This is a genomic window from Streptomyces sp. NPDC054842, assembly GCF_053611025.1.
Map to the genome: position 1 here is coordinate 24,056 of NZ_JBSGZN010000031.1, position 17,188 is coordinate 41,243.

Genomic DNA, 17,188 nt, shown 5'->3' on the forward strand with positions numbered 1-17,188 from the left:
GGCGCGCGGCGGTTGTGCGCGACTCAGACGAGGTTGACCGAGCGGGCCGACGTGGCGCCGATCTCGTCGGCGACCTCGGTGAGGACGGACTGCGGGACGGTGTCGTCGACCGTGAGGACCGCGAGGGCCTCCCCGCCGACGGCGGCACGGGCGACCTGCATGCCCGCGATGTTGATACCGGCCTCGCCGAAGACGCGGCCGACGGTGCCGACGACACCGGGGCGGTCCTCGTAGCTCAGCACGACCATGTGGTCGGCGAGCGCGAGGTCCACGTCGTACTCGCCGACGGCGACGATCTTCTGGAGGTGCTTGGGGCCGGCCAGCGTGCCGGAGACGGCGACCTCCTGGCCGTCGCCGAGCGTGCCGCGGACGGTGACCACGTTGCGGTGGTCCGGGGACTCGGAGCTGGTCGTCAGACGTACCTCGACGCCGCGCTCCTGCGCGAACAGCGGGGCGTTCACGTACGACACGGTCTCGTCGACGACGTCCTCGAACACGCCCTTGAGCGCGGAGAGTTCGAGCACCTTCACGTCGTGCTGGGTGATCTCGCCGTAGACCTCGACGTCGAGGCGGACGGCGACCTCACCGGCGAGGGCGGTGAAGATGCGGCCCAGCTTCTCGGCGAGCGGCAGACCGGGCTTCACGTCCTCGGCGATGACACCGCCCTGCACGTTCACCGCGTCCGGTACGAGCTCACCGGCGAGGGCGAGGCGCACGGAGCGGGCGACGGCGATGCCGGCCTTCTCCTGGGCCTCGTCGGTGGAGGCGCCGAGGTGCGGGGTGCAGACGACCTGGTCGAGCTCGAAGAGCGGGGAGTCCGTGCAGGGCTCCTTGGCGTACACGTCGAGGCCGGCGCCGGCGACGCGGCCCTCCTTGAGCGCCGAGTACAGCGCCTCCTCGTCGACGATCCCGCCGCGGGCGGCGTTCACGATGCGCACCGAGGGCTTGACCTTGTGCAGCGCCTCGTCGCCGATCAGGCCGAGCGTCTCGGGCGTCTTGGGGAGGTGCACGGTGATGAAGTCGGCGACCTCGAGCAGCTCGTCCAGCGACAGGACCTTCACGCCCATCTGGGCGGCGCGCGCGGGCTGCACGTAGGGGTCGTAGGCGACGACCTTCATGCCGAACGCGGACATGCGCTGGGCGACCAGCGCGCCGATGCGGCCGAGGCCGACGACGCCGAGGGTCTTCTCGGCCAGCTCGACGCCCGTGTACTTGCTGCGCTTCCACTCGCCGTTCTTCAGGGCGGTGTTGGCCTGGGGGATGTGGCGCGCGGTGGCGAGCAGGAGGCCGCAGGCCAGCTCGGCGGCGGTCACGATGTTCGAGGTGGGGGCGTTGACGACCATGACGCCGGCCTTGGTGGCGGCGGAGACGTCGACGTTGTCCAGGCCGACGCCGGCTCGTGCGACGACCTTGAGCTTCTTCGCGGCGGCGACGGCCTCCGCGTCGACCTTGGTGGCCGACCGGATCAGGATCGCGTCCACGTCGGCGATCGCGGGCAGCAGCTCGGCGCGGTCCGCGCCGTTGCACTGCCGGATCTCGAAGTCCGGGCCCAGGGCGTCCACGGTCGCGGGCGACAGCTCTTCAGCGATGAGTACGACAGGTTTCGAGCTCACGTGAGTCCTCACAAGTCCAATGCGGACGGCCGTCCCGACGGCCGCATGCGGTGGAGGGTTGTCGGCGGCCCCGGGGAGGTGCTGGTGCCGTCCCGCGCCGAGTGGCGTGGGGGCGTGCCTTCACTTCCTCGGTGTCGCTTGAGCCGCGTGGAAGACGCACGACGCTGTGGGCCTGACGCGTTTGTTGTGCAGCAGTCTAGTGCTGCTGCGGGGGCCGTCTTGCGCCTCCGCGGAAGGATCACCCGGACGTGGCTGGCCTCAGTGGACAACACCGTTACCCCGGGTTCGGCGACGGGCCGGAGCGTATTGCCCCGGCCCGTCGCCCCGAGACCTACGCCTCGTCGTCGTTGACCCAGCTCATGAGCTTGCGCAGCTCCTTGCCGGTGGTCTCCAGGAGGTGGTTCTCGTCCTGGGTCTTGTACTCGTTGTACTTCTTCAGGCCGCCGTGGTACTCGTCCATCCACTGCTGGGCGAACGTGCCGTCCTGGATCTCCGCGAGGACCTTCTTCATCTCCGCCTTGGTGGCGTCCGTGATGATCCGCGGGCCGGTGATGTAGTCGCCCCACTCGGCGGTCTCGGAGACCGACCAGCGCATCTTCTCCAGGCCGCCCTCGTACATCAGGTCGACGATGAGCTTCAGCTCGTGGAGGCACTCGAAGTACGCGATCTCCGGCTGGTAGCCGGCCTCGGTCAGCGTCTCGAAGCCCGCCTTGACCAGCGCGGCGGTACCACCGCAGAGGACGGCCTGCTCGCCGAACAGGTCGGTCTCGGTCTCCTCGGTGAACGTCGTCTTGATGACGCCGGCGCGGGTGCCGCCGATGCCCTTGGCGTACGAGAGCGCCAGCGCGAAGGCGTTGCCTGTGGCGTCCTGCTCGACGGCCGCGATGCAGGGGACGCCGCGGCCCTCCTCGTACTGACGGCGCACCAGGTGGCCCGGACCCTTGGGGGCGACCATGCAGACGTCGATGCCGGCCGGGGGCTTGATGAAGCCGAAGCGGATGTTCAGGCCGTGGCCGAAGAACAGCGCGTCGCCGTCGTTCAGGTTGTCCTTGATGGACTCCTCGTAGACCTGGGCCTGGATCGGGTCCGGCACCAGGATCATGATGACGTCGGCCTCGGCCGCCGCCTCCGACGGCGTCACCACGCGCAGGCCCTGCTCCTCGGCCTTGGCCTTGGACTTCGAGCCCTCGTGCAGACCGACCCGGACGTCGACACCCGAGTCACGGAGCGACAGCGCGTGGGCGTGGCCCTGGCTGCCGTAACCGATGACCGCGACCTTGCGGTTCTGGATGATGGACAGGTCGGCATCGTCGTCGTAGAACAGCTCGGCCACTGGGGTTCTCCTCGTTTGCGGTAGTGCTGCGTCCCACCGTACGGCGGGCGGGGGAAGGGAAGTCTTCGGGTCTCGGGATGCGGGCGGTCGGCGGGTGCGGACCGCCCGTTTCCGGTCGTGCCGTGGCCGGGGACGGTCGGTCCCCGGCCGGAAGGGTCAGGCGGAGCGGTCGAGGGCGCGCAGCGACCGGTCGGTGATGGAGCGGGCGCCGCGGCCGATGGCGATCGTGCCGGACTGGACGAGCTCCTTGATGCCGTACGGCTCCAGCATCTTGAGCATGGCCTCCAGCTTGTCGCTGCCGCCGGTGGCCTCGATGGTGACGGCCTCCGGGGAGACGTCGACGGTCTTGGCGCGGAACAGCTGGACGATCTCGATGATCTGCGAGCGCGTCTCGTTGTCCGCGCGCACCTTCACCAGAACGAGTTCCCGCTGAACGGCGGAACCCGGCTCCAGTTCGACGATCTTCAGGACGTTGACGAGCTTGTTGAGCTGCTTCGTCACCTGCTCCAGGGGGAGGTCGGCGACGCTCACCACGATGGTGATGCGGGAGATGTCGGGGTGCTCGGTGACACCGACCGCGAGGGAGTCGATGTTGAAACCGCGACGCGAGAACAGGGCGGTGATCCGGGCGAGGACACCCGGCTTGTTCTCGACCAGGACGGAGAGCGTGTGCTTGGTCATGGGTGGCGTTCCTTCTCCTGCGGCTCTCAGTCGTCTTCGTTGTCGCCGAAGTCGGGGCGGACGTCCCGGGCGGCCATGATCTCGTCGTTCGAGGTGCCGGCGGCGACCATCGGCCACACCATCGCGTCCTCGTGGACGATGAAGTCCACGACGACCGGGCGGTCGTTGATCGAGTTCGCCTCCTCGATGACCTTGTCGAGGTCGTCCGGGGACTCGCAGCGGATGGCGTGGCAGCCCATGGCCTCCGACAGCTTCACGAAGTCGGGGACGCGGGTGCCGGCGCTGGGCTCCTTGCCGCTGGCCCCGGGGCCGGAGTGCAGCACGGTGTTGGAGTACCGCTGGTTGTAGAAGAGGGTCTGCCACTGGCGGACCATCCCGAGGGCGCCGTTGTTGATGATGGCGACCTTGATCGGGATGTTGTTCAGGGCGCAGGTGGTGAGTTCCTGGTTGGTCATCTGGAAGCAGCCGTCGCCGTCGACCGCCCAGACCGTGCGGTCCGGGGCCCCGGCCTTGGCGCCCATCGCGGCCGGGACCGCGTAGCCCATCGTCCCGGCGCCGCCCGAGTTCAGCCAGGTCGCGGGCTGCTCGTACTGGATGTAGTGCGCGGCCCACATCTGGTGCTGGCCGACGCCCGCCGCGAAGATCGTGCCCTCGGGGGCGAGTTGGCCGATGCGCTCGATGACCTGCTGCGGCGACAGCGAGCCGTTCTCGGGCTGCTCGTAACCCAGCGGGTACGTCTCGCGCCAGCGGTCGAGGTCCTTCCACCAGGCCGCGTACTTCGACCGGGCGGCCTCGCCCAGGTGGCCGTCGCTGTGCTCCTTCTGGACGGCCTGGACCAGGTCGGCGATGACCTCGCGGGCGTCACCGACGATCGGCACGTCGGCGGCGCGGTTCTTGCCGATCTCCGCCGGGTCGATGTCGGCGTGGACGATCTTGGCGAACGGGGCGAAGCTGTCCAGCTTGCCGGTGACGCGGTCGTCGAAGCGGGCTCCGAGGGCGACGATCAGGTCGGCCTTCTGCAGCGCGGTGACGGCGGTGACCGCACCGTGCATGCCCGGCATCCCCACGTGCAGCGGGTGGCTGTCGGGGAATGCGCCGAGCGCCATCAGGGTGGTGGTGACGGGCGCTCCGGTGAGTTCGGCGAGGACCTTGAGCTCGGCGGTGGCCTTCGCCTTCAGGACGCCGCCGCCGACGTACAGGACCGGCCGCTTGGCGGCGGTGATCAGCTTGGCGGCCTCGCGGATCTGCTTGGCGTGCGGCTTGGTCACCGGGCGGTAGCCGGGCAGGTCCTGGGTGGGCGGCCAGCTGAAGGTGGTCTTCGCCTGGAGGGCGTCCTTGGCGATGTCGACGAGGACGGGGCCGGGCCGGCCGGTGGAGGCGATGTGGAAGGCCTCCGCGATCGTCCGCGGGATGTCCTCGGACTTGGTCACCAGGAAGTTGTGCTTGGTGATCGGCATCGTGATGCCGACGATGTCCGCCTCCTGGAAGGCGTCCGTGCCGATCGCCTTGGAGGCGACCTGGCCGGTGATGGCGACCAGCGGCACGGAGTCCATGTGCGCGTCGGCGATCGGCGTGACCAGGTTGGTGGCGCCGGGGCCCGACGTCGCCATGCAGACGCCGACCCGGCCGGTGGCCTGCGCGTAGCCGGTGGCCGCGTGGCCCGCGCCCTGCTCGTGACGGACGAGCACGTGCCGCACGCGCGTCGAGTCCATCAGCGGGTCGTACGCCGGGAGGATCGCACCGCCGGGAATGCCGAATACCGTGTCGGCCCCGACCTCCTCGAGAGAGCGGATGAGGGACTGCGCACCCGTGACGTGCTCGGGGGCGGACTGATGTCCTCCGGAACGGGGCCGCGGCTGCGGATGGTGGGCCCCGGTGGCCTGCTCGGTCATCGGCATTCTCTTCTCGATGCTGAGGGTTTTTGCGAGGTTTGTGCGGTGTGCGTTTGCTGATGGAAAGGCGTCTGTGCAACAAAAAACCCCTCGTGCCGTGAGGCAAGCGAGGGGAGCGCGCCGGGTGCGGTCGCTGGGTGTTCCGGATCGTCCTCCGGTGTGCCCCAGCTTCAGCCGACGCGCTTTCCAAGTACGAGAATTCGGGTGCGCATGGCATTGACCCTCCCCCCGGCACGCACCGACTGTCAAGTGGGTGGGACGGGAGTCTCATTATGTGAACGGAGCGCCGTGCCGCCCCCGTAGACGGCGGGCAGGCCGCTGCCGTACCTTCCCGCGCCGCCGCCGGCGAAGGCGGGCTCGACCGGGCCGTGCGGGACCGCGTAGTGGCCGAGGGACAGGGCCCGGCGCAGCCGGTATTCGTCGAGCGGTCCGGAGAACGCCATGCCCTGCCCGTGCGTGCAGCCCATCGCGCGCAGGGCGACGACCTGCTCCGGCAGGTCCACGCCGTCGGCCACGGACTGCAGCCCGAGGTCGGTGGCGATGCGCAGCAGCCCGCTGGTGATCTTGTGCAGCCGCGCGGACTCCACGACGCCCTCGACCAGCCCGCGGTCGAGTTTCAGTACGTCGACGGGGAGCCGGCGCAGCGCCGTGATGGCCGCGTAGCCGCTGCCGAAGCCGTCCAGCGCGATCCGGACGCCCATGCGCCGCAGCGCGTTCAGCCGGCGCTCCAGCTCGTCCAGGGAGACCCGCGGGTCCATGTCGGACAGCTCGACGACCAGGGCGCCCGACGCGAGGCCGTGCCGGGTCAGCAGCGCCTCGACGGAGCCGAGCGGCATGGAGCGGTCCAGCAGTCTGCGGGCGCTCATCCGCACGGCGACGGGGACGGACAGACCGGTGGCGGTGCGCTCGGCGGCCTGCTCGACGGCCTGCTCCAGCATCCAGCGGCCGAGTTCGGCGGTGCGGTCGTTGTCCTCGGCCACCCGCAGGAACTCGGCCGGGGTGAAGAAGACGCCCTGGGAGGAGCGCCAGCGGGCCTGGGCGGCGACCGACGTGATCCGGCCGTTCTCCAGGGCGACGACGGGCTGGTGGAGCAGGGCGAACTCGCCGTCGTGCAGGGCGGCCCGCAGCCGGGTCGCCAGCTCGGCCTTGCGGACGACGTCCTGCTGCATCTGGGGGGCGTACAGCTCGACACGGCCCTTGCCCGCACCCTTGGCGCGGTACATGGCGAGGTCCGCGTTGCGCTGGAGCTCGCCCGCGCCGAGGCCCGGTTCGGCGAAGGCGACGCCGATGGAGGCGGCGACCCGGACATCGTTGCCGTCGATGGCGTACGGCTGCGACAGGGTGATCCGGAGCCGGTCGGCCAGGTCCATGATGTGCCGTTCGCGGGCGGAGCGGTCGCGGGCGCCGTCGCCGACGATGAGGGCGGCGAACTCGTCACCGCCGAGGCGGGCGGCCGTGTCGCCCTGCCGTACCGAGTCCTGGAGCCTGCGGGCGGCCTGGACGAGGAGTTCGTCGCCCGCCTGGTGGCCGATGGTGTCGTTCACCGCCTTGAAGCCGTCGAGGTCGATGAAGAGGACGGCGGTGCCGCGGTCCGTGGAGCGGCGGCCGGACAGGGCCTGCTGGACGCGCTTGCCGAACAGGGCCCGGTTGGGCAGGTCGGTGAGCGGGTCGTGCTCGGCGTTGTGCTGCAACTGCGCCTGGAGGCGCACCCTTTCGGTCACGTCACGGCTGTTGAAGATGAGGCCGCCGTGGTGGCGGTTGACGGTGGACTCGACATTGAGCCACCCGCCGTCGCCGGACTTGAAGCGGCACTCGATCCGGGTGGTGGGCTCCTCGGCGGGACTCGCGGCCAGGAAGCGGCGCACCTCGTGCACCACGCAGCCGAGGTCCTCGGGGTGGATGAGCGCGGCCAGTTCGGACCCGACGAGCTCCTCGGCGGGCCGGCCGTACACCCCGGCGGCGGCCGGACTGACGTACCGGAGGATGCCGTTGGGGGCGGCGATCATGATGACGTCGCTGGACCCCTGCACCAGGGAGCGGAAGTGGTTCTCCTTCTGCGCCAGTTCCTGGGTGAGGGTGATGTTGTCGAGGAGCATGATGCCCTGGCGCACGACGAGGGCGAGCACGACCGTGCCGCCGGTGATCAGCACCACGCGGTCGACGCTGTGGCCGTTCAGCACGTTGTAGAGGATGCCCAGCGTGCAGACCGCGGCGGCGAGATAGGGCGTCAGCGCGGCCAGCGAGCCGGTGATGGGCCGGGTGGCCGGACAGCGTCCGCGCTCGCCGCCGTGCGCGGGCCCCGGCAGCGGGGTGTGCCCCGGAGCGGGTGTCCGGTCCTGGGCCGGTGCCTCGTCCTGGGCCGGTTCGTGGAGGTGGCCTCCGGGGCGCTGCCCGGGGACGTGCTCGTGCACCACGCGCGTGTGCCCCTCGCGGTCCGGGTGGCGGCCGTCGCGCAGGCCGACCCAGGGGGCGTAGGCGAGCAGCAGGGAGCCGGCGAACCAGCCCGCGTCGAGGAGTTGCCCCGAGCGGTAGTTGTTGTGCAGCAGGGGCGAGGTGAACAGGGCGTCGCACATGACGGTGAGGGCGAGGGCGCCGATGGCGGTGTTCACCGCGGACCGGTTGACCGCCGAGCGCCGGAAGTGCAGGGCGAGCACCATGCTGACGAGGGCGATGTCCAGGAGGGGGTACGCGAGCGAGAGCGCGGTGTGCGCGACGCTCGGGCCGTCCATCTTGGCCGCCTGCGCCAGCGCCAGGCTCCACGACAGCGTGAGCAGCGAGCCGCCGATCAGCCAGGCGTCCAGGGCCAGGCAGACCCAGCCGGCCTTCGTCACGGGCCTCTTGGCGAGCACCAGGAGGCCCACGATCGCGGGCGGGGCGAAGCAGAGGAAGAACAGGTCGGCGTAGCTGGGGCTGGGCACGGTGATCCCGAGCACGACCTCGTACCACCCCCAGACCAGGTTGCCCAGCGAGGCCATCGCGGAGGACAGCGAGAACAGCAGCCACGCGGGCCGGAAGCGGATGCGTCGCCTGCGGGCGTACAGGTAGCAGGAGACCGCGGCGGCGCCCGCCGCGGCGCTCAGGCCGAAGTCGCCCATGACGAGGGCGGCGCGGGGCGAGCCCCAGCCGAGCGCGGCCCCGATTCCGTAGGCCGCGCACACCAGGGCCAGGACGAGTTGCGACCGCATGCCGGCCCCGCCGCCGGGTGCCGGCCTGCGGGTCAGCAGCGTCCCGAGGAGCCGCTGCGGGCGCAGCGCTCCCTCGAAGGCGGTGGGCGGCGGCGGGGAACTCACCGCGCCCACCCGGTCCGTGCCGCCGCGGGGTCCCGCTGATCGCGGGGTGCGGGGTGCGTGTGCCTCCTGCGGCCGCTGTGCCTGCGGTGGTGGTGATGACCGCTGTGGCCGTGGCCGCGCCTGCGCGTCGCCGCCCGCCAGGGTCGCCGTCGGCGGCCCCGCCGCGTCGGATCGTTGGTCCATAGGCCGTGCATCGCCCGTCGCCCCCCTCGCAGTCTTGACTCTTCGTCCCCGGCGCCGAACGGTGCGCGGCGCAGCCCCTGTCGGGACGATACACCAGTATCGTCACTCAGGGACATAGTTCCTCTACGCTCCGTGACGACCAGCACGTATGCCCGTACGGAACGCGTTCGGGCGACTGCGAAGGGTGCCCGAACCGGACGGGGAGTGAACGGTACGCCGATCAACCGCCGGTTGTGAGCACTACGTTGTGAAGCGCCTCCCCGCGCGCGAACCGGGTCAACTGTGCGACCAGCAGCCGCTTGGCGCGGGGCAGGAACGCGGACGTGGGTCCGCCGACGTGCGGGCTGACGAGCAGGCCCGGCGCATGCCACAACGGGTGCCCCGGGGGCAGCGGTTCGGGGTCGGTGACGTCGAGGGCCGCGGTGATCCGGCCGCTCTCCAGTTCGGAGAGGAGGGCCTTGGTGTCCACGACGGGGCCGCGGGCGACGTTGACGAGCAGGGCGCCGTCCTTCATGCGGGCGAGGAAGTCGGCCCCGGCCAGGCCACGGGTGGTGTCGTTGAGCGGCGTGGACAGGATGACGACGTCCGCTTCGGGCAGCAGGGCGGGGAGTTCGGTGAGCGGGTGCACCGGACCGCGCTCCGTCGTGCGGGCGGAGCGTGCGACGCGCGCCACCCGCGCGAGCTCGAAGGGTGCGAGCCGGTCCTCGATGGCGGCGCCGATCGACCCGTATCCCACGATGAGGACGGACTTGTCGGCCAGGGCCGGGCGGAACCCGGAGCGCCACTCCTCGCGGTCCTGTCCCCGGACGAAGTCGGGGATGCCGCGCAGCGAGGCGAGGACGAGCGCCAGGGTGAGTTCGGCGGTGCTGGCCTCGTGCACCCCGCGGGCGTTGCACAGCCGCACGCCGGGACGCAGGTGGCGCAGGCCCGGCTCGACGTGGTCGATGCCCGCGGACAGGGTCTGCAGGGCTTGGACGGACGTCATGCGGGGCAGCGGGCGCGCGGAGACCTCGGCCCCCTTCATGTACGGCACGACGTAGAAGGCACACTCGGCGGGGTCCGCGGGAAAGTCCTGGTCACCGTTCCAGAAGCGGTAGTCGAGGCCGTCGGGCAGGCCGTCGATCTCGTCCGCGCGGAACGGGAGCCACACATCGGAAGTCATGGTCAGGAGGCTATGCGAAGGCCGCACGGGTCCATTGGTTAGTTTGGGGTGCCAGAGAGGGAGGGTGCGGCCAGGTGGAGCGCAGGACGATCGGTGCGGCGACGCTCGATGTGGGGGCCGTCGGACTGGGGTGCATGCCGATGAACTGGGCGTACACCGGTTCGCGGCAGCGGAGCGACGAGTCGCTGCGGACGGTTCACCGGGCCCTGGATCTCGGCTCGTCGCTGCTGGACACCGCCGACATGTACGGCCCCTTCACCAACGAGCTGCTGCTGGGCAGGGTGTTGAAGGAGCGGCGCTCGGAGGCGTTCGTGTCCACCAAGGTCGGACTGCTGGTGGGCGAGCAGCACATCGTGGCCAACGGCCGCCCCGGCTACGTGAGACGGGCCTGCGACGCCTCGCTGCGCCGGCTCCAGACGGACGTGATCGACCTCTACCAGCTGCACCGCGCGGACCCGGAGATACCGGTCGAGGAGACCTGGGGGGCGATGGCGGAGCTGGTGTCGGCCGGCAAGGTCCGGGCGCTCGGACTGTGCGCGGTCGGCGCGCGCTCCCGCCGTCGTCCGGGGGCCCGGCTGCACGACGGGACGATCCGGCAACTGGAGCGCGTGCAGCAGGTGTTCCCGGTGAGCGCCGTGCAGGCCGAGCTGTCGGTGTGGTCGCCGGAGGCGCTGGACGCGCTGCTGCCGTGGTGCGCGGCGCGCGGGGTGGGCTTCCTCGCCGCGATGCCGCTGGGCAACGGGTTCCTCACCGGGACGCTGACGCCCGGCGAGGGGTTCGAGCCGGACGACCTGCGCGCCCGGCACCCGCGGTTCACCGCCGAGATGATGGCCGCCAACCAGCCGATCGTCGTCGGGCTGCGCAGGATCGCCGAGCGGTACGGGGACGGGGTGACGCCCGCGCAGGTGGCGCTGGCCTGGGTCCTGGCGCAGGGCCCGCACGTGGTGCCGGTGCCCGGGGCCAAGCGGGAGCGGTGGGCGACGGAGAACGCGCGAGCGGCGGAGCTGCGGCTGTCGGCCGAGGATCTGGCGGCGGTGGCGCGGCTTCCGGCGGCGCGGGGATCCTGGGACTGACCGGATCTCCCGGCGTCGGCGGCGGTGATCGGGAACCTGTGGCGCGCGGGCGGTGTATGAACAGTAGGACCACCGCGTCGAAGGGACCTTGATCGTGCAACGTCGAGCTGTGACGGCCGTGTTGGCCACGGCCGCGCTCCTGCTGACGGCCGGCTGCTCCTCCGACGACGGAGGAGGGCCGGACGCCACCGGGAGCGCGGGGCCGGACAGGAGGACCCCGGCGGCCTCGTCCTCCGGGGCGCCCGGGGAGAGCGCGCCGCCCGCGAAGGGCTCGGTCGAGGTGGTGCGTACCGTCGCCGAGGGCCTGAAGTCGCCCTGGGGCCTGGCCCCGCTGCCGGACGGCGACCTGCTGGTCGCCTCGCGCGACGAGGGCACGATCACGCGGATCGACGCCAAGACCGGTGAGAAGTCGGAGCTGGGCAGGGTGCCGGGGGTCGCGGCGTCGGGTGAGGGGGGCCTCCTGGGGCTGGCGCTCTCCCCCGCGTACGCCTCGGACCACATGGTCTACGCGTACTTCACCACGGCGTCGGACAACCGCATCGCCCGCCTGCTGTACGAGGAGGAGAAGCCGGCCGGCGAGCAGCTGGGCGCCCCGGACACGATCCTGCGGGGCATCCCCAAGGGCGTCATCCACAACGGCGGCCGGATCGCCTTCGGCCCGGACCGCATGCTGTACGCGGGCACGGGCGAGACCGGCGACACGGGGCTCGCCCAGGACAAGAAGTCGCTGGGCGGCAAGATCCTGAGGATGACCCCGGAGGGCGAGCCGGCTCCGGGGAACCCCTTCGGCGACTCCGTCGTGTACTCGTACGGCCATCGCAACGTCCAGGGGCTGGCCTGGGACGACAAGCAGCGCCTGTGGGCGTCCGAGTTCGGGCAAGACACCTGGGACGAGCTGAACCACGTCGGGCCGGGCGACAACGACGGGTGGCCCGACGCCGAGGGCAAGAGCGACGACAAGGCGTTCGAGAACCCGGTCGCCCAGTGGCACACGGACGAGGCGTCCCCCAGCGGCATCGCCTACGCCGAGGGGTCGGTGTGGATGGCGGGCCTGCGGGGCCAGCGGCTGTGGCGGATTCCCCTGAAGGGCACCGAGGCGTCCGCCGAACCGCAGGCGTTCCTGAAGGGCGAGTACGGCCGCCTGCGCACGGTGGTCTCCGCGGGCGGCGACCGGCTGTGGCTGGTGACGAGCGAGACGGACGGCCGCGGCTCCCCCGAGGGCGGCGACGACAGAATCCTGGAGCTCGCGGTGAAGTAGGGGCGCCGGACGGGCCGGCTCGCGGTGAGCGAGCCGGCCGGATCACCCCGCGCCGGGCGGCTCGGGCTCCGCGGGGGCCCGTCGGTCCGCGCCGGACGGCTCGGGCTCCGTTCGGTCCGCGCCGGGCGGGGTGGCGGGCTCCGTCGCCGGGTCCCGCGGCGCCGGACCGGCCGCGGGCGTTTCCTCCGGCGGGTCCGGGGCGGGCGGCCGCGCGCGGACGACGACCTTGCCCGAGGTGAGGTCTATCGGGCCCCGCCCGGGGTCGCCGTCGTTCAGGTCGACGCGGCTCAGCTCCAGCCGCTTGCGCTCGTCGTCGGTGTGCTTGCGGCCCGGTGCGAACAGCTCCTCGAACATGTTGAACACGGCGCCTCCCTCGGCCCGGCTCCTCACAGCGTAGGTCCGCCGCCCGTCGCCCGGGCGGCCGGTGTCTCCGGGGGGAACAGCCGCAGCCGGTGTGCCAGCGCGGCGGCCTCCCCGCGACCCGAGACACCGAGCTTCGCGAGGATGTTCGACACGTGGACGCTGGCCGTCTTCGGCGAGATGAACAGCCGCTCGGCGATCTGGCGGTTGCTGCGGCCGGCGGCCACGAGACGCAGGACGTCCCGCTCGCGGCTGGTGAGCCCGAGCGCCTCCACGGGGTCGGCGCAGGCACCGGCCGCCCGTACGGGCTCGGCCGGGGCGTGGGACAGGGTGAGGCGTGCGTGCCGGGCGAGCAGGGCGACGGCGTCGGCGAGGGGCCGGGCTCCGAGGTGCCCGGCGACCGCGCCGGCCAGCCGCAGCAGTTCGGTGGCGCGGGCCCGGTCGTCGTCGTCCGCGCCGGAGGCGAGCAGCGACTCGGCGAGGCGGTGCCGGACGCGGGCCAGGTCATAGGGGCGGGCCAGGGGTTCGACGGCGGTGACCACGTCGGACCAGACCCGCGGGGCCGCCGTGCCCTCGGCGCGCCGGAGTTCGGCGCGCACCCACTGCTCGTACGCCCGCCAGATGGGCGCTCCGGTGGCGAGGGAGCGGGCGGCGGCGCGGATGCGGCCGAGGATCTCGGCGCGGCCCGGCCCGGCCGGGGGCAGCCCCCGGAAGTCGGCCTCGGCCGTGGTGCCGGCCAGCAGCAGCGGCCAGCCGTAGCGCTGGGTGCCGGGCGGGAAACCCGCGTCCAGGGCCTCGCACAGCGCGGTGCGGGCCTCCTCGTGACGGCCCTCGCCCGCGGCCAGGCCGATGGCTATGCGCAGCAGCGGCAGGGAGTTCTGCGGCATCGGGTCGTGGGTGCCGTAGAACCCGCGGGCGGCGGCCAGATGACGGGCCACGGCGGCCAACTCGCCCCGGGCGAGGGCGATGTGGGCGAGCCGGCTGGAGGCGCCGCCGCGCGGTTTGGCGCTCTGCCCGGTGGTGTGGGCGTTCGTCGCGGCCTCCGTCGCCTCGTCCCAGCGGCCCAGCGAGTAGAGCGACTCGGAGAGGTTGGTCCACACCCATGCCTCGGAGTCCAGCAGACCCATCCGCCGGGTGAGGGTGAGGCCCTCGCGGAGGATGGAGACCGCCTCCTCGGAGCGGCCGACGCCCTCCAGGACCGACGGCAGGTTCACGTGGCTGCGGCCCACGACCTGGGTGACCCCGCGCTCCACCACCCGGTCCCTGACCTCGAACATCTCGGCGAGTCCGGCCTCGGTGGCGCCCGCGTCGACCATCAGGCCGCCGAGGGTGAGCCGGGCGTTCAGCTCGATGTCGTCGGCGCCCACCATGCGCGCGTACTCCACGGCGCGCTGGGCGTCGGAGAGCGCGTCGGGGCCGGGGTCGTGGAGCATCGACCAGCCGGCGACCATGGCGAGCACCTCGGCGTGCACCTCCGACGGCGGCAGACCGCGTACGAGGTCCTGGGCGGTGGCGAGTTCCTTCCAGCCGTCGCCGCGGGCCTGGCCCTGGACGAGGCGGGAGCGCTGGACCCAGAACCAGGCCGCGCGCAACGGATCCGGCTCGTCCTCCAGGAGGCGCAGCGCCCGCTTGGTGATCTTCATGGCGCGTTCGCGTTCCCCGCACAGACGCCCCGCGACGGCGGCCTCGGCCATCAGGTCGAGGTAGCGCAGGGGCGTGGTCGCCGGGTCGCAGCCGCTGGGGGTCCCCCCACGTCTTTCGGACAGTGGGGGAGGGTACACCTCGGTGTAGTCGACGGGGCGCAGTCCGGCCCGTACGGTCTCGGGGGCGACCTCCCACAGCTCCATCGCCCTTTCCAGCAGGCGCAGTTGCTCGGAGGGCGCGTGCCGGCGGCGGGCCTCCACCGCGGCGTGCAGGACGGCGGGCAGGGCCTTGGCGGCGTCGTGGGCGTGGTACCAGTAGCTGGCCAGGCGGGTGGCGCGCGCGTCGGCCGGGACCAGCTCGGGGCGGGCTTCGAGGGCTTCGGCGTACCGGCGGTTGAGGCGGGAGCGCTCGCCGGGCAGCAGGTCGTCGCTGACGGCCTCGCGGACCAGGGAGTGCCGGAAGCGGTAGCCGTCGCCGCCGGGCGCGGGCTGCAGGATGTTGGCGCCGACGGCCGCCCGCAACGCCTCGATCAGGTCGTCCTCGGCGAGCCGGGCCACGGCGGCGAGGAGCGGGTACTCGACGGTGGAGCCGCCCTCGGCGACGATCCGGGCGACCCGCTGGGCGTCCTCGGGCAGCCCTTCCACGCGGACGAGCAGCAGGTCGCGCAGGGAGTCGGTGAGGCCGGCGCAGCCGCCCTCGTGGGAGGCGACGGCGAGTTCCTCGACGAAGAAGGCGTTCCCGTCGGAGCGTTCGAAGATCTCGTCGACCTGGGCCGGGTCGGGTTCGTGGGCGAGGATGCCGGCGATCTGGCGGCCGACCTCGACGCGGTTGAACCGGCTCAGCTCGATGCGGCGGACCGTGCGGAGCCGGTCGAGCTCGGCCAGCAGGGGGCGCAGCGGGTGGCGCCGGTGGATGTCGTCGGCGCGGTAGGTGGCGACGACGACGAGGCGGCCGCTGCGCAGGGTGCGGAAGAGGTAGGCCAGGAGGTGCCGGGTGGAGGCGTCGGCCCAGTGCAGGTCCTCCAGGACGAGGACGGCGGTGCGGGCGGCGGCGACGCGCTCCAGGAGCCGGGCGGTGAGCTCGAACAGGCGGGCCATGCCGTCCTCTTCGTGCCCGCGCCCGCGGGTGGCCTCGCCGAGTTCCGGCAGCAGCCGGGCCAGTTCCTCCTCCTGTCCCGCGGCCGCCGCGGCCAGTTCGTCCGGGAGTTCGCGGCGCAGGGCGCGCAGGGCGCTGGAGAACGGGGCGAAGGGAAGTCCGTCGGCACCGATCTCGACGCAGCCGCCGACCGCGACGACGGCTCCCCCGGCGGCGGCCGCGGTGGCGAACTCCTCGATCAGGCGGGTCTTGCCGACGCCGGCCTCACCGCCGAGCAGCAGCGCCTGCGGCTCGCCGGCGGCGGCACGGGCGAGGGCTTCGCGCAGGGCCTCCAGTTCGTCGGCTCGGCCGATGAACACCGGGCTGACAGACCTGGTTTCCACAGCGCCGAGCATCGCACAGGGGTCCGACCGAGCGGCACCGATTATCGGCGGCGCGGCCCCGGCCCGCCCCGTGCGCGAGGTGGCCGGACCGCTGCCGGGAGCCGGAACGGCCGTCGTCCCGGCAGCCGTGTCGGCTGCCGGGACGAGGGCGTCGGAGGGAGGGCGGCCGACCCCCGTACGGCCGTCCTCCCCCGCCCCGGCGCTCACGCGACGCGGGCGAACCGGTGCCGGCGGGGGCGGTCGGTATGGGCCTGCCCTCCGGTGTCCTGGCCGGCTGACGCGCGGGCGGCGGCCCGGCGGCTGCGCAGGGCCTCCCGGACCATGCGGTGGTGGTCGGCCTGGCGGATGAGGTCGGCGGAGCGGGTCTGGTGGATCTCGTACTCGTACATCTCGTCTCCCCTGAAGAGCTGTCGGTCTCGGTCCTCGCTCGGTGCGATGACTCAACTCTCGTCTCCCAGGGGGGTCCGCCACATCGGGAGAGTTCCGCATCTTGGACGCGGAAGGGGCCTTAGAACGGCCGTGGGTGACTCACGGCGGCTCTAAGGCCCCTCAGGTCGTGCGGGGGTACGGGGTCTCAGCTGGTGGAAGGCAGTCCGAGCAGGAGGTCGGAGTACTTGGCGACGGCCAGCAGCAGCCCCACGACGCCGAGTGCGACGCCGGCCCAGGCGACCGACTTGATCCAGGGCGCCTGCGGCCTGCCGGGGGCCCCGAAGGCGGGGCGGGCCAGCACGACGACGCCGACGATCAGGGCGGCCAGCGCGAACAGGCCGCCGATCAGCGCCGTGACCTGCCAGGCGTCCCCGTAGACCTCCTGGACCTGCTTGGCGACGCTCGCGGACGACGAGGTCCGGAGCTGGCCGACGAGCGTCTCGCGGGCGGCGGCCACGGTGCCGACCCAGCTGCCGGTGAGCGAGACGACGCCGAGCCCGGCGGAGACGACCGCGGCGGCACCCTGGCCCACTCCGGAGGAGTCCCGGGCGGCCCGCTCCTCGGCCTCGGCCGCGTCCTGCTCCTCGGCCGCGGTCCCGTCCGGCAGGCCGGCCTTCGTGACGTGCTCGGTCTTCTCGTCGCTCTGCGCCTCGGTGCCGGTCTCGGTTCCGGCCTCGTCAGCTGTCTTGGTTCCCATGCGTCGCACGGTACGGACGAAGTCTGAGAGGTTTCTTAATGTTCTCTGTGTCGGTGCATAACGATCGGCGCATGAGGAGACGCGCCGGCGCCCGC

General features: G+C 72.6%; 12 protein-coding genes. 2 read left to right on the forward strand and 10 right to left on the reverse strand.

All coding sequences use genetic code 11. From position 1 onward, the window contains the following. Positions 1–23 precede the first annotated feature (23 nt). The 6 genes from serA to ACWGIS_RS23535 all read right to left on the reverse strand — a co-directional run bounded on the left by serA (position 24) and on the right by ACWGIS_RS23535 (position 10,154). A complete protein-coding gene (gene serA / locus ACWGIS_RS23510) occupies positions 24–1,613 on the reverse strand; it encodes a phosphoglycerate dehydrogenase (RefSeq protein ID WP_453364431.1) in 1,590 nt (529 codons plus the stop codon). 331 nt (positions 1,614–1,944) lie between these two features. Continuing rightward, entirely contained in the window at positions 1,945–2,946 is a 1,002-nt protein-coding gene (gene ilvC / locus ACWGIS_RS23515) for a ketol-acid reductoisomerase (protein WP_121406125.1), read from the reverse strand. 156 nt (positions 2,947–3,102) lie between these two features. After that, the gene (ilvN, locus tag ACWGIS_RS23520) at positions 3,103–3,627 is read right to left on the reverse strand and encodes an acetolactate synthase small subunit (protein ID WP_355781014.1); all 525 of its coding nucleotides are present in this window, start codon (positions 3,625–3,627) and stop codon (positions 3,103–3,105) included. Between the two features lie 26 nt (positions 3,628–3,653). After that, positions 3,654–5,525 (reverse strand): acetolactate synthase large subunit, encoded by a 1,872-nt coding sequence (locus ACWGIS_RS23525; RefSeq protein WP_453364432.1) that lies wholly within the window; start codon positions 5,523–5,525, stop codon positions 3,654–3,656. Between the two features lie 239 nt (positions 5,526–5,764). Beyond that, positions 5,765–8,809, reverse strand: coding sequence for an EAL domain-containing protein (locus ACWGIS_RS23530; protein WP_453364433.1), 3,045 nt, complete (start codon positions 8,807–8,809; stop codon positions 5,765–5,767). Positions 8,810–9,212: 403 nt separating this feature from the next. Beyond that, on the reverse strand, positions 9,213–10,154 hold the full coding sequence (locus tag ACWGIS_RS23535) for a 2-hydroxyacid dehydrogenase (protein WP_453364434.1): 942 nt from the start codon (positions 10,152–10,154) through the stop codon (positions 9,213–9,215). Between the two features lie 74 nt (positions 10,155–10,228). On the opposite strand from ACWGIS_RS23535, the gene ACWGIS_RS23540 reads away from it, so the two are divergent. Continuing rightward, entirely contained in the window at positions 10,229–11,227 is a 999-nt protein-coding gene (locus ACWGIS_RS23540) for an aldo/keto reductase (protein ID WP_453364435.1), read from the forward strand. A gap of 88 nt (positions 11,228–11,315) precedes the next feature. Further along, complete coding sequence (locus ACWGIS_RS23545; protein WP_453364436.1) at positions 11,316–12,485, forward strand: PQQ-dependent sugar dehydrogenase; 1,170 nt, start codon at positions 11,316–11,318, stop codon at positions 12,483–12,485. Between the two features lie 42 nt (positions 12,486–12,527). Here the strand turns inward: ACWGIS_RS23545 and ACWGIS_RS23550 are convergent, their stop codons facing one another. From ACWGIS_RS23550 to ACWGIS_RS23565, 4 genes are all read right to left on the reverse strand, one after another. Continuing rightward, positions 12,528–12,839, reverse strand: a complete 312-nt coding sequence (locus tag ACWGIS_RS23550) for a DUF6191 domain-containing protein (RefSeq protein WP_453364491.1) — start codon at positions 12,837–12,839, stop codon at positions 12,528–12,530. A gap of 32 nt (positions 12,840–12,871) precedes the next feature. Then, on the reverse strand, positions 12,872–15,979 hold the full coding sequence (locus ACWGIS_RS23555; RefSeq protein ID WP_453364437.1) for a helix-turn-helix transcriptional regulator: 3,108 nt from the start codon (positions 15,977–15,979) through the stop codon (positions 12,872–12,874). A 191-nt stretch (positions 15,980–16,170) separates the two neighbouring features. After that, positions 16,171–16,356 carry a hypothetical protein gene (locus tag ACWGIS_RS23560; protein WP_453364438.1) on the reverse strand — a complete coding sequence of 62 codons (186 nt, stop codon included), beginning with the start codon at positions 16,354–16,356 and terminating at the stop codon, positions 16,171–16,173. A 185-nt stretch (positions 16,357–16,541) separates the two neighbouring features. Beyond that, a complete protein-coding gene (locus ACWGIS_RS23565) occupies positions 16,542–17,093 on the reverse strand; it encodes a hypothetical protein (RefSeq protein ID WP_453364439.1) in 552 nt (183 codons plus the stop codon). Positions 17,094–17,188 lie beyond the last annotated feature (95 nt).

Bases quoted from the DNA above. Each gene is read 5' to 3' on its own strand.
- ACWGIS_RS23565 (WP_453364439.1), bottom strand. From the start codon at position 17,093: ATGGGAACCAAGACAGCTGACGAGGCCGGAACCGAGACCGGCACCGAG.
- ACWGIS_RS23555 (WP_453364437.1), bottom strand. From the start codon at position 15,979: ATGCTCGGCGCTGTGGAAACCAGGTCTGTCAGCCCGGTGTTCATCGGC.
- ACWGIS_RS23560 (WP_453364438.1), bottom strand. From the start codon at position 16,356: ATGTACGAGTACGAGATCCACCAGACCCGCTCCGCCGACCTCATCCGC.
- ACWGIS_RS23550 (WP_453364491.1), bottom strand. From the start codon at position 12,839: ATGTTCGAGGAGCTGTTCGCACCGGGCCGCAAGCACACCGACGACGAG.
- ACWGIS_RS23525 (WP_453364432.1), bottom strand. From the start codon at position 5,525: ATGCCGATGACCGAGCAGGCCACCGGGGCCCACCATCCGCAGCCGCGG.
- ACWGIS_RS23535 (WP_453364434.1), bottom strand. From the start codon at position 10,154: ATGACTTCCGATGTGTGGCTCCCGTTCCGCGCGGACGAGATCGACGGC.
- ilvN (WP_355781014.1), bottom strand. From the start codon at position 3,627: ATGACCAAGCACACGCTCTCCGTCCTGGTCGAGAACAAGCCGGGTGTC.